Raw genomic sequence first — 13,700 nt, 5'->3', positions numbered from 1 at the left:
ACTCCCCCCTTAATCGGCCTGATTCAATACGGCCATAGCCTGTGCGGCTGCAGCCGCCCCCTGCTGCAGGGCTCCCAGGGTTTCCACCGCAAATCCGCATGACCCGGCCAGGAATACGCGCTCCTGAACCTTCACCGGTTCAAAAGGCTCGGGCTCGATAAAGCCGTATGGATCGGTGTGCAGGCCGAACATTTCCGCCATTTCCGCGGTGCCCTGGCTGGGACGAATCGCGGCGGCCAGAACGATGTAATCAGCCCTGACCTCTACAGGGACTCCCATTAAAGTATCTTCGCAGCGTATTAACAAGCGTCCATCTTCCGGCAGCACTTTGGCAGGGCGTCCCCGCACATAACGGACATGCTTATCTTCTATGACTGAACGCACGAACTCTTCATACTCTTTCCCGCTAGCCCGGTAGTCCATATAAAACACATAACTTTTGGCATCCGGCAGCAAGTCCTTAACCAGACCGGCCTGTTTAGCGGTATACATACAGCATATCTTGGAGCAATAAGGGTAGCCTTTGGCCCGATCCCGGGAACCGACGCATTTAAAAAAAGCTACCACCGGTGCTTTTTGGGGCTTCTGACCAGCTGACCATTCTTTTAAAACCGCTTCGAATTCCAGTGAATTTAGTACATTAGGAAAAGCCCCATGACCATATTCACCATATCCGGAAAGATCCATCAAATCAAATCCGGTGGCTATAATCACTGCACCTGCTTGAAGCTCTTCTACGGCTCCGTGGTTATTCTTGATTTGTACCCGGTAACCGTTTTCGGTCTTTTGGCATCCGCTGACGACGCTTTCCAATAAAACCTTAACCGCCGCACACTTTTCCAGCTCCTTAACCCGCGGCTCCACGAATTGGGCCGGGTCTTCCCAGCGGGGAAAACTGCTGGCCAACTGATTGAGAACTCCGCCCAGCCAGTTGCTTTTTTCAACCAGAACCACAGGATACCCGGCCTGCCCCAGTATACGAGCCGCCTCGATCCCGGCTGCCCCCCCCCCGATTACCAGGGTTGATTGCTCTTTATGAATTCCCATCACTGTAAGCTCCTTTCCCCAATCCAATCCGTTCCAGAACCCCGTTGAGAGGTACGGTATTTGCTGCAAATCCTAGTTTATCTAAATCAACACCCAGGGCCAGGCCGATCAGTTGGCCCAGATCCATCACCGGAATGTTGTACGGTCCAAATCCGCGGGCTGCCAGTTTGGGCTGTTCGCGATCCAGAGCCACATTGCATCCCGGGCAGGTGGTGGTGATTAATTCCACACCTTCCTCCTTGGCGCTGTCAAATTTACGGCCCAAATGAGGCTGAACCACGCTCTCCGCGTGGGTAAAACCGCGCCCCACGGCATAACCGCAGCACATGCGGCGTTCTTTATAAAATACCGGAGTTGCGCCCAGGGCTTCGTAAATTTCCTCATGGAAAGTGGGCAGATCGCCGTCGTCCAGTATCCCATACTGCTGCGCCAGATAATGGCAGCCATAATGGCTGGCTATCCGCAAGCCATTCAGGGGGCGGACCACTTTGGCCCGGATTTCATCCAGCAGCAGATAATATAACTCTTGCACGTGGAATATTCTGACCTTGCCCTGATACTCATATCCCCACTGGCCGATGGCATCATTGGCCATCTTCATATAAGTGGGGTGGTGTTTCAATATATGGGACAGCTCGGTATTATAACCGAAACAGCCATTGCAGAAGCAAAACATGTCGAGTCCATATCTTTGTTCCACAATGGAAAGATTTCTGGCCGTTACCGCCAGGGACGGCTCCGGAGTATGCCCCGAGCAGGTCAGGACATAGCCGGAGCAGCAGGTCTGATCAGGATCCATGACCACTTCTATATTCAGCTTCTTCAATATCTCTTTAATAGCGCTCTCAGTGCCCGGGTACTCCATACTGCCGGTGCAGCTACGGAAAAGAAACAGTTTTTCCGGCTTGGTACCCAGGCGCTCTTGCGGTGTGACGACCCCGGGACTATTCATTGACAATTCTCCCTTCCCGATAACTCATGCGCAACGGCCTTTGCTCGCTTTTTTCCAGATTCTCCATATACTCTTTAGCGCCGGTCTGTTCAAATATGGCCCGGTATTCAGCAATGGCTTTTGCGGAGACCTCAGGCCATGGTTCCGCGCCAACCCCTGACCTAAGCCGCATAATCTTCTCAATACCCTTTTGGCCAGGGACAAAAGTCAAGCCCTTTTCCATAGCTCTGAAGACAAATTTGTTGATACCTGTCACATACTTTTGCCCGTATCCGTTCTCCAGTGCCATATAGCGCAACTGCATCATCAACAGGGGATAATTGATATCCACCGGGCAGACCCGGTAGCAATTGGCGCACCACAAACAGCGCCAGATTTCCTCGCTATCCAGCAGGCGGGTTACACTGCCTGATAACACGTCATTAATAATCGCTCTGGGATTATATGAGGGAGTGATGGCTGCTACCGGGCAATTGCCTGTGCACTTGCCACACTGCAGGCATTGCTCTAAGTTTTCCACCAGGTGGTAGCGATCCACTTTGTGAATGAGTTCGGGATCCCACTCCCGGTCATGCTCTCTCGGCATTTGCATCGCTCCTTTATAGTTTGGGATGGCGGCTGGTTGGCTCTATCGTTATTAGTGTGCATAAAACATGCCAACTCATACAAAGCCCTATATTTCACAAGTTCAGCCCCAATGACAATAAAAAAGTGTCAGGTTTCGGGCTTTTTGTCCAAATACCTGACACTTTATCGACTGTCAAAAATCAAAATGACGCAATAGATTGGCTTACCTGTTAATAATTTAGTTCATTTCCACAAATGGTCGTCTTCCGCTCATGCCATAGGAATCTTCATATCTGACTGGGAAGGTTTGCCCTCTATATTCAGCGCTTTCATTTTATAGTAGAGCGTACTGCGGGGGATGCCTAAAATATGGGCTGCTTTAGCCTTGTTATAATTGGTTTGCTGCAGGGCTTTAGTTATGGCTTCACGCTCATGATGATCCATGAGATTATCCAACTGGGTTGTAGTTATCACTTCACGCTGGCTATGGCTGACCGCGGTTTTTCCCGGTCCCCGCAGCACATCGATAACTCCGGCTTCTTCCAGGGACAGGGGAGTGACATAGTCGTCCTCCATAAGTATAACCACACTCTCCAGGAGGTTTTGCAGTTGGCGGACATTGCCGGGCCAATGGTAATCCTCCAGCATTCTCATCACCTCACGGTCAATACCCTTGATCTGGCGCCCGTATTCCATGCCCAGCTTCCGTAAAAAGAGTCTGGTCAATCCCGGGATATCATCCTTTCTTTCCCTCAGCGGCGGTATCTCCAAAACCACTACGCTAAGGCGATAATACAGGTCGCTGCGGAAGAGTTTTTGTTCCACCAGTTCCGCCATGTTGCGATTGGTAGCGGCAATAATACGTACGTCAGCGGTAATGGGTGTAGTTCCGCCGACTCGATAAAACCTTCTTTCCTGCAAAACCCGCAGCAGCTTGGCCTGCATATCCATCGGCAGCTCGCCGATTTCGTCCAGGAAAAGGGTGCCTCCATTGGCCAGCTCAAACTTACCGGCTTTACCCGCGCGGTGGGCTCCGGTAAATGAGCCGGATTCATAACCAAACATCTCGCTTTCAAACAGATTCTCGGGAATGGCGCTGCAGTTGATCTCTATATAGGGCTGTTTGGCCCGTTTGCTATGGTTATAGATCACCTGGGCCATTATCTCTTTTCCGGTACCGCTTTCTCCCTGAATTAGAACGGTAGCATCGGTTCCGGCCACTCTTTTGGCCTGTTGTAAAACGTGGCGGGTATCCTGGTTGACAGTATAGAATTGCTCGTCGCCGAGCAAATCCTGCGTTCCTATGATACGCTCCAGTTTTCTTACTTTAGTCTGGGCTCTTTCCAGATTATCAATTAATTTCCGGATATGACTGACGTCCAAATTAGTGCAAACCGCGCCCAGAATGGCTCCATCGGAAAAGACCACCGGAACTGCATTACGAACGATATACACCCCATCATCCAGTTCGGTCAGGACATTTTGATAACACTGCATATTGGAAATAACCTTGAGCAACAGGTCATCCGGGAAATAATCCGCCAATTTACAGCCTACGATTTCCTGGGCGGCAATGCCGAACATTTTCTCGGCGCCTGTATTCCAAAAGCTGACCCGGCCATCGCAGTCGATTACCTGAATGGCCTCGGCAATATTTTCCAATACCGAATACATATGTTCGCCGAGCATTTCCAACTTGGAAGAGAAACCATTGCATACATCCCGGGCCGTCAACAAGCCAACCACCTCGCCGCCATCCCTGATCACCGGGAGACGGCCTATCTTTCTCATACGCATAATATCTCGAGCTCTGGCCAGGTCTTCATCTTCAGTGGTAGTTATTATATCGCGGCTGCAGAGGCTCTTAATGGGAACATCCTGGGGCAGCCCATTGGTGATGGTTCGCACCAGGGTCTCTCTAGTAACCAGGCATACGAATTTCTTTTCATCATCGACCACTATCACTTCACCCCAGTGATTCTTAAGGATTAACTCCACTACGGTTTCCACCGGGGTATTATGGTCAACCAGACCATAATCCTGTGTCATCGCTTCTCCAACGCGGAGATCCGTTATACGTAGATCCGGCATTCCAATCACTCCCTTGTCATTGCCGTATCATACCTTGTTACTATTGTCACTTTCAATAATAATAACTTTGTCGGTATTTTGTCCAATAAAAGTCGTAAACCATGTATGCTGAAGTTCCTCTAGAATTGATGTAATGGCAGCTTTTGAGCGAAGTGGCAGGGAGATTTGTCGAAATATTCTGTAAAATTATTCCTATTTATTTAATTAAACCAAATTCAGTCCTGTGCCGCTTTGTCAGCCCCCACTATCGACTCAAGCAACAGCTGGGCATGCTTTGTTCTGGCTTCCAGATCCTTAAGGTCGACGCCCGTGATCTCTCGAATGTATCCTCCCAACAGAACCGGAAACGATAATGTGCTCAATAAATGCAAGGTTCGTAAGCATAAAACATCTTTATCCATTTCCGGCCTGACTCTGGCGATGGTTTCCTTTAAAAGTTCAATTCCTTCGGTTTTAAGAAAGGTCATATATTCGATATGTTGATCCAGGGGCTTGTTATGAATGGCATGATTAATCATGTTTCTAATTATATCGGGATACTTATTAATGATTTCAGTATAATTGTATATGAATGTAAGCAGCCGGTCTTCAACATCATCATCAGTCTGTTCCTGAAGTAAAGCAAAGTTTTTTCTCATTTCATCGGTAACCTCAGTCAAAGCGGCGTTAATGACTCCGTCTTTAGAACCAAAATGATAATTCACCGCCGCGACGTTTACGTTGGCCCGAGAAGCGATTTTGCGGATAGTGATATTCTGAAATCCTTCTGCAGCGATAATATCCATGGTTATATTGATGATCTTTTGTTTGGTGGTCAGATTCTCATCAGACTTATCCATAATAAATACTCTCTGAAAACATGTTTTGGTTTAAGCATAGAACATCACGAAGATGTCTTCAACAGCTTCAATATTCATTGACAATATCCGGTATCTAACCTACCATTAAGTCACAGTTGATTCAAACATTGTTTTAATTTCCTGCTCTTGGGGGAGGGTAAACCGATGCGCAACTGTATGCGTCTGGGGCTGGATGTGGGTTCAACCACAGTGAAGGTCGTTATATTGGACGAAAACGATCGTATTGTCTATACAGATTATAAGCGGCATTATGCAGAAACCCAAAAACACACTATCGAATTACTCCGGGATGCTTATAACCACATCGGCAATCAGCCCTTCACAGCAATGGTGACTGGATCCGCCGGATTATCCATATCTTCCTGGTTGGGCGTTGAGCATATACAGGAAGTTATAGCCTGCAATACCGCCATAGGGCGGTATATTCCCCACATCGATGTAGCCATCGAATTAGGGGGAGAAGATGCAAAAATCACCTTTTTTCAGGACGGCCCGGACCAGCGAATGAATGGCATCTGTGCCGGCGGAACCGGGGCGTTTATCGATCAGATGGCAACCCTTTTGGGAACCGATGTTAATGGTTTAAATCAGCTGGCCAGGCGAGCCACCGCCATTTATTCAGTAGCTGCACGTTGCGGTGTTTTCGCCAAGACCGACATACAGGTTTTATTAAATGAAGGCGCCAAGAAGGAAGACATCGCCGCTTCGGTATTCCAAGCCGTAGTCAATCAAACCGTCAGCGGTCTGGCCTGCGGCAAATCCATCACTGGCAACGTGGCCTTTTTAGGCGGGCCTCTGTCTTTCCTTTCAGAATTGAGAAGAAGATTTCAAGAAACCCTGCAGCTAGATGACAAAGAGGCTGTATTCCCCCCGTACAGTCAGTTTTTCGTGGCCCTGGGGGCTGCCTTGGCTTCCCAATCAAGCCCGATGATCCGTCTGGCCAGTCTTATTAAACGCCTGGAAAAGATTGATTTATCCGATTATCAACAGTTCACTCACCTCAAGCCCCTTTTTGAAAGCCAGGAAGACTATACCCGTTTCCGTGCCAGACATCAACAGAATAAAGTACCCCGACGGGACTTGGACACTTATGGCGGAGACTGCTATTTGGGAATAGATGCTGGCTCAACGACTACCAAAGCCGCACTAATCGATGCCAGCGGTCGCCTGTTGTACTCCTGCTATACCAATAACACCGGCAGCCCTCTTGATTCAGCCCTTAAGATTTTAAGGGATTTGGCCAGCTGCTTGCCGGCAGCGGCTAAACTGGCTTATACAGCAGTGACCGGGTATGGGGAAGGGCTATTAAAAGCCGCCCTGCATATAGATTTGGGAGTAGTTGAAACTGTGGCCCACTATCGTGCCGCGCATTTTTTTGACCCACAGGTTGACCTGATTCTAGACATCGGCGGGCAGGACATGAAATGCCTGCAGATAAAAGACGGCATTATTGACAACATCTTGCTTAACGAATCCTGCTCTTCAGGATGCGGCTCCTTTATTGAGGGTTTTGCCCATTCATTAAACTTGAGCGTACAGGATTTTGCCGCCCTGGCTTTGCATGCCAATGCACCAGTAGATCTAGGCTCACGCTGTACGGTTTTCATGAATTCAATGGTAAAGCAAGCTCAAAAAGAAGGCGCTTCAATCGGTGATATTTCAGCCGGGCTGTCATATTCGGTTATCAAAAACGCTCTGTTTAAAGTGATTAAGATGAGAAATCCCGAAGATCTGGGGCAGCGGATTGTGGTTCAAGGCGGCACCTTTCAAAATGACGCGGTTTTGAGGAGTTTGGAGAGCATCTCCGGCAAAGAGGTCATAAGACCGGACATCGCATCAATAATGGGCGCGTTTGGGGCAGCGTTGATGGCCAGAGAACAGAGCACCACAGGGAAAGCGAGCTCTCTTTTAGGGGCCGACCAACTGGAGGGCTTTTCGATCACCACCCGCCTCAACCGCTGCGGGGGTTGTGAAAACAACTGCTTGCTGACCATTAACAAGTTCCCGGGCGGAGGCCGGTTTATCTCCGGCAATCGCTGTGAGAAACCGGCAGCCAAAGACCGGCAGCACAAATCTATACCCAATATTTTTGACTATAAATACCAGCGCCTCTTGAATTATAAACCGTTAGCTGCAGAGGCGGCTTTTAGGGGTACTATCGGTATTCCGATGGTTCTCAACATGTATGAAAACTACCCGTTCTGGTTTACCTTTTTCACCGCACTGGGGTTCAGGGTGGAGGTTTCACCGCGATCTTCCCGGACACTTTATGAACTGGGCAGCAATACCATCCCCTCGGATACGGCCTGTTTTCCAGCCAAGCTGGTTCATGGCCATGTCGCCGCTCTAATAAAACAAGGTATAAGACGGATTTTTTATCCCTCCATCATACATGAGCACCGAGAGCAGACCGGTGCCAATCATCATTTTAACTGCCCTATGGTCATTTCTTATCCTGAAGTGATCAAAAATAATATGGATATCATCAGGGAAAATGACGTTGTTCTAATGAATCCCTTCCTGCCCTACTGTGATCGAAAGAGGCTGATTATTCGCTTGCATGAAGAACTTGACCGCTTTAAGATATCCAAACCGGATATAGCCCGGGCGGTTGATCTGGCCTGGGAAGAAGACCGGCGTTTCAAAGCGGACATCCGGCGTCAAGGCGAGGAGATCCTGGCTTATCTTGAGCAAACCGGGAAGCAAGGCATTGTTTTAGCCGGCCGTCCTTATCACATAGATCCGGAAATCAACCACGGCCTGCCCGAAATCATCACTTCCCTGGGGATGGCGGTGCTAACCGAAGACGCTGTGGCCCATCTGGCACATGTAGAAAGGCCTATCAGGGTGATTGACCAGTGGATGTACCATTCGCGCTTATATGCCGCCGCCAGTTTTACGGCGGCTCAACCTCAGCTTGAATTGGTGCAGCTAAATTCCTTTGGCTGCGGTCTGGACGCCATTACCAGCGATCAGGTTCAAGAAATTTTGAAGTCCCGGGGTAAAACTTACACCCTGTTGAAAATCGATGAAGGGGCTAATCTGGGAGCTGCCAAAATAAGGCTGCGCTCTCTTCAGGCAGCCATCGCAGGCAGGGAAAAAAGGAGCCCGGAAAGGGAGACTAAATCTTATACTCAACAGCGGGTGATATTCACCCCGGCCATGAAGCAGGAACATACTATACTGTGCCCGCAGATGTCGCCCATCCATTTTGAACTGTTAGAAGCAGTCTTAAGCAGCGAAGGATACCATCTGGAGCTGCTCCCTGAAGTAGACAAATCGGCTATCGATGAAGGTCTCAAATATGTTAACAATGACGCCTGTTATCCGGCCGTCATTGTTATCGGCCAGCTGCTGCAAGCCCTGCAATCCGGCCGCTATGACCTTAATAATACCTCGGTGGCCATCAGCCAGACCGGGGGAGGCTGCAGAGCTACCAATTACATCGGACTCTTGCGCAAAGCCCTTAAAGAGGCCGGATTCCATAATATACCGGTGCTGTCGGTCAATCATTATGGCGCCGAGAAGAACCCGGGATTTAAAATTTCGCCGGGCCTCATCAAAAAGGCCATAAATGCAGTAATATATGGCGACATGCTGATGAGGGTACTGCACCGGGTTCGTCCTTATGAAATGATCCCGGGATCAGCCGATATGTTATATCAGCGCTGGGTAAAGCGCTGCCAGGCTCAGCTCATATCCGGTGAGAAATTGGAATTCAGGGCCAATCTGAGAGGGATTGTCGAGGAATTTGACCGACTGGAAATCTCTTCCCTGCCCAAACCCCGGATCGGCATCGTCGGAGAAATCCTGGTTAAGTATCACCCCGCCGCCAACAACAATATCGTGAAAATATTGGAACATGCAGGGGCCGAGGTGATCGTGCCTGACCTCCTGGATTTCTTCCTCTACTGTGCATATGACTATCTTTACAATTATCGCTATCTCTATGGGAAAAAACGTTATCTCCTGGCTGGAAAATACCTGATTCATTACCTGGAAAAGAAGCGGTCATTCATGAAGTCTCTTTTACAAAACAGCCAACGTTTCACATCCCCCAGCTCCATCTATCACAAAGCCGATCTGGCCAGTCAGGTCATGTCATTGGGGCATCATTGCGGCGAAGGCTGGTTCTTAACCGCTGAGATGATCGATATGATAGTCAGCGGAATACCCAACATTGTCTGTGTGCAGCCCTTCGGCTGTTTGCCCAACCATGTCACCGGCAAGGGTATGATGAAAGAAATAAAACGTAATTATCCGCATGCAAATATTACCGCTCTAGACTATGACCCCGGCGCCAGCGAGGTTAATCAGTTAAACCGGCTTAAACTTATGCTGTCGGTGGCTTTCGCCGACCTCCACAAAGCCAATGCCCGTCAGCCTCATCAGACCACGGAGCAGGATTCCAACTCTACTTATCGCTTCCTCAACGATAATCTTCCCGGATAAATTCAGTCGTCACCCCATTCTGGAGCAAGTTGTTATATAAGCCAATTATGGAATGGATTCACGTTAATGGGAATGAAAAATAAACCCACCAGAGGATGATTCCTAATCTGGCGGGCTGCAAAAATATATGAAAAGGAGTTAGGGGGGAATAAAACTTTACGCTGATATTTATATGCAATTGTCGTGCCATCTTGTGTGGCAAAGGTGGCAAAAAATTACCCACCGTTTAACCGGCGGGCCAAGAATTATTGAAGAGGAGTTTAAGAAAGGCTAATTAATTGCCAAAGCGAAGCCTTTGGCTTACAAAAGTACACATTCCTTTTGATTTGATCCATTTACGGTAGTTGTCTTGTCCAAGACAGGTAATGACAACCAATTCCTGCTGTTGTTTAACAGCTACTATGGAAATACCCTGGTGTTTCATTTCGACGCAGTTGTCCAGATCGTTGGGCTTGAAAGCTATGAGTCTGCCCTTTTGAGCTATATGCTTTAATTTACTTATTATCTCCTTATCTGTAGAAGAATAATCAAAAAGCCTCTCTCTATATCTTTTTATGGCATGTTTGGTTACCTTGATTAACATTAAACATCACCCTCAATTACCCTCAATTGCTACAATATTATCAAGGTCGGAGTAATTTCATCTTTTTAACCTCATCGAGTTAATCCCCACTCACCAGAAATAAATGCAATAAACATGCCAGTGGTATCGGGACCGTCAATAATTGGCGATGTTCTATCCGAATTCTGCCAAATCTAATGTAAATATACCATTTTACCAAATATTTAATCGCCACTGTCCCGGTTATTTTTCGTTCATATCTGACACTTTTCGACATTTTTTGGTTTCATTTTTGACACCCTTCTAAAATGCGGTAACATCGGGTATTGGTAAAGGCTGCATCTAAAATGGGGCCTATTTTAGTTCAAAAAATGAACCCACCAAAACGGCGGGTCAAAAAATATATATATGAAAAGGAGTTAGGGGGGGAATAAAACTCTTATCACTTTATTAATGCAATTTACATGCCATCATTTTTATGAAACGACAAAAAATTACCCACCGTTTAACCGGCGGGCTACAAAATATATTGAAGAGGAGTTTTAGAAAGGCTGATTGAAATTATTGCGGATACATTCCGCAATTCAACATTTATCGACAAATCGAGAAACTTCCACGCTTATCAAGCGTGACTGCTGGCGAGAACTTTATTCTCTATTTCGAAAATATTGCAATTTTCGTGCCATTGTATTGTTGTTTAAGATCGCCAATAAAAACGCTCACCTGTACTATTTTGTTTGGAGCGCCATACACAGATGTTTCATTTGTGTTTCAGCTGTTGCGCAACTGTTTCACCTTTGTACACTGTCTCGGCTTCGATACAATGTCTTGGCTTCTGTACACCTGGTGATAATTTCCAAACTCGGGAGAGCCGGCTGTACTGTATTACTTTTGTCCAGAAACCTGACATATTGTTGCATTTTTGTTTCATAACTTGGACGGCAAATTATCCGTATAACATCTTTTCAGCTATGCCTTTTGACGATATTTGGCGAATAAATCTGTAAGGTTAGTATAACTCCCCCTGGCAAAGAAATATTATCCCATACTCTACCGATTGGCACAGGTTGGCGCTGCATCATGGAAGGTCTGGTTTGCGGGGGGCTTGCATTACTGGTCTTTTACTGTACATGCACTGCTCTCCGGGGGGGAGAAAAGCCTTTTGTTTACCGGATTTATTCGGATTCCGAGCCGCACAGTTTTGGCGGTATGGTCGATAGCGCGGCAGACTGTTCCTCCGGGGAAGGCCGGGCGGCTTCTTTTCTCAGGCTTCGCATTTCATAATACATCATGGTGGCCGATAAGCTTACAGCCAGGAAGTCGGCGATGGGAGCCGCCCTCCAGACTCCTTCCACACCCCAGAATCTCGGCAGAATCACCAGCAAAGGTATGAAGAACAAAACCTGCCTGGACAGGCTGAGCACGGCCGCCTGACGGGCCTTGCCAACCGCCTGAAAGTAGGTTGCACTCACAATCTGAAACCCCACCAGCGGTATCAAGGCCATGTAAATCAGCATGGCATGGGTGGTTATTGCGGTCAAGGCCACATCACTTTCGCTAAACAGCCCTACCAGCTGCTCAGGCCAGATATGCAAGGCCAGGTACCCGATCAATGCAATGCCGGTTCCTGCTATTACCGCCAGCTTCCAGGTATCTCCCACCCTTTTGTACTGCCTGGCGCCATAGTTGTATCCAATAATAGGTTGAGCGCCCTGGGCGACCCCCAGTACCGGCATAAATAAGAGGGTGGCAATGCTCATCACTATGCCGATAGCCGATAAGGCCAAATCTCCTCCGTATGCCGTCAGAGTATTATTGAGGATAACCTGTTGGACACTGGCGGCTATCTGCATGGCAAACTGCCCGAAGCCTATAGCCATAATACCCGACAGAATAACCCATCTGGGCCTCAGGTTGACAAGCCGGAGCTTGACCAGGCTCCGTCCGGTAATGAAATAGCCCAAGACCCAGGCAGCCGATATCGCCTGGGCCAGTATGGTGGCAAAAGCAGAGCCCTTCATTCCCCATCCAAAAATAAATATGAATATATAGTTGAAGACGACATTGAAGGCAGCGCCTATGAGCTGCGTGTACATGGCTACTTTAGGGTTGCCTTCGGCGCGGATGAAGTTGTTGGCCCCCAAGCTTATGGAGCCAAATACTGCGCCCAGCATGATGATCTGAGTAAAGTCCATGGCATAAGGAAGGACCTCCGGGCTTGCGCCACAGGCAATCAAGATCGGTTCCGAAAATATAAAGAAGACTCCCGCAGCCAGGGCCGGCAATAAGACCAGCATAGTTATGGCATTGCCCGCTATCTTCTCGGCCTCCTCCTTTTTCCCCTCACCCAGGCGAATCGAAATTAAGGCGGTAGCCCCAACCCCTATAAAAATCGATACAGCCAGCAAGACGATCATGAGCGGGAAGGCCACAGTTGTGGCGGCGATTGCCAGAGAGCCGATCCCACGGCCGACAAAAATCCGGTCTATAACATTGTATAGAGAATTGACCAGCATTCCGACAATAGCCGGCAGAGAAAAGTTCCATAACAACCTGCCTATACTTTTGTCTCGCATTTCCAACGAATGGTCCATCATCATACTCCTTCGAACTTAATATCAGCCCTTAAATTTTGGAGGTAAAATTTACTACATAACGCAGGCTGCTTACAAAGGCATCCATCTCTTCCGGATCAACCCCCGCGAACAAATCAGTCAAGGCTTCACAGTAGGCGTTCATATTCTTCCCCATCTGTTCCAACCCGGTTTGGCTCAGCGACAACAGGACTTTTCTGCGATCATGGGGATCAACCCTGCGTATGATCAAATCCATGGCTTCCATTTGATTGATCAAGGTAGTCAGGCTGCCTTTTTCGATATCCAGCATCTTGCCGATTTCTGTCGCGGTAAGACCATCGTGATGGTATAAAACATTTACGATTTTAAACTGGTTTTTGGGCATCTGCGGACTGCAAGCATGGCGCATCTTAACATAGAACTTCTCATGGAACAATCCCAAAAAGGTCATCATCAAAACCTGGATTTCCCTGGCATTTTGCTGATACATCACGCGCTCCTAAATTCTGTTAGAAATCTTACTGTTAGAAACTATTATAGTTTATTATGAACCCGGCTTGCCGGTCAATGCTTTTCCGGTCAGGGTTTTCAGG

The 13,700-nt window shown here is 48.0% G+C and carries 9 protein-coding genes; 1 reads left to right on the top strand and 8 read right to left on the bottom strand.

Annotated features, from left to right (window positions below):
• Positions 1 to 9: 9 nt before the first annotated feature.
• From B2633_RS15310 to B2633_RS15290, 5 genes are all read right to left on the bottom strand, one after another.
• The gene (locus B2633_RS15310; protein WP_483171571.1) at positions 10 to 1,047 is read right to left on the bottom strand and encodes an FAD-dependent oxidoreductase; all 1,038 of its coding nucleotides are present in this window, start codon (positions 1,045 to 1,047) and stop codon (positions 10 to 12) included.
• The gene (locus B2633_RS15305) at positions 1,034 to 1,999 is read right to left on the bottom strand and encodes a CoB--CoM heterodisulfide reductase iron-sulfur subunit B family protein (protein WP_483171570.1); all 966 of its coding nucleotides are present in this window, start codon (positions 1,997 to 1,999) and stop codon (positions 1,034 to 1,036) included. Before B2633_RS15305 ends, B2633_RS15310 begins: the two co-directional genes overlap by 14 nt.
• Entirely contained in the window at positions 1,992 to 2,585 is a 594-nt protein-coding gene (locus B2633_RS15300; RefSeq protein ID WP_481042592.1) for a 4Fe-4S dicluster domain-containing protein, read from the bottom strand. Before B2633_RS15300 ends, B2633_RS15305 begins: the two co-directional genes overlap by 8 nt.
• 251 nt (positions 2,586 to 2,836) lie before the next feature.
• The gene (locus tag B2633_RS15295; RefSeq protein ID WP_483171569.1) at positions 2,837 to 4,657 is read right to left on the bottom strand and encodes a sigma 54-interacting transcriptional regulator; all 1,821 of its coding nucleotides are present in this window, start codon (positions 4,655 to 4,657) and stop codon (positions 2,837 to 2,839) included.
• Between the two features lie 215 nt (positions 4,658 to 4,872).
• Positions 4,873 to 5,496 (bottom strand): TetR/AcrR family transcriptional regulator, encoded by a 624-nt coding sequence (locus B2633_RS15290; protein ID WP_483171568.1) that lies wholly within the window; start codon positions 5,494 to 5,496, stop codon positions 4,873 to 4,875.
• A 165-nt stretch (positions 5,497 to 5,661) separates the two neighbouring features.
• On the opposite strand from B2633_RS15290, the gene B2633_RS15285 reads away from it, so the two are divergent.
• A complete protein-coding gene (locus B2633_RS15285; protein ID WP_483171567.1) occupies positions 5,662 to 9,969 on the top strand; it encodes an acyl-CoA dehydratase activase-related protein in 4,308 nt (1,435 codons plus the stop codon).
• Between the two features lie 274 nt (positions 9,970 to 10,243).
• On the opposite strand, the gene B2633_RS15280 is transcribed toward B2633_RS15285, so the two are convergent.
• The 3 genes from B2633_RS15280 to B2633_RS15270 form a co-directional block, all read right to left on the bottom strand.
• A complete protein-coding gene (locus B2633_RS15280) occupies positions 10,244 to 10,552 on the bottom strand; it encodes a hypothetical protein (RefSeq protein WP_481042584.1) in 309 nt (102 codons plus the stop codon).
• 1,154 nt (positions 10,553 to 11,706) lie between these two features.
• The gene (locus B2633_RS15275; RefSeq protein ID WP_483171589.1) at positions 11,707 to 13,125 is read right to left on the bottom strand and encodes an MATE family efflux transporter; all 1,419 of its coding nucleotides are present in this window, start codon (positions 13,123 to 13,125) and stop codon (positions 11,707 to 11,709) included.
• A gap of 31 nt (positions 13,126 to 13,156) precedes the next feature.
• Positions 13,157 to 13,597 (bottom strand): MarR family winged helix-turn-helix transcriptional regulator, encoded by a 441-nt coding sequence (locus B2633_RS15270; RefSeq protein WP_483171566.1) that lies wholly within the window; start codon positions 13,595 to 13,597, stop codon positions 13,157 to 13,159.
• Positions 13,598 to 13,700: the final 103 nt, after the last annotated feature.

The organism is Syntrophomonas sp. UBA1041, assembly GCF_002316705.1.
GTDB lineage: Bacteria > Bacillota > Syntrophomonadia > Syntrophomonadales > Syntrophomonadaceae > DTU019.
The sequence above is the reverse complement of the archived record's forward strand: the minus strand, read 5'-3'. Positions and strand labels throughout refer to the sequence as shown.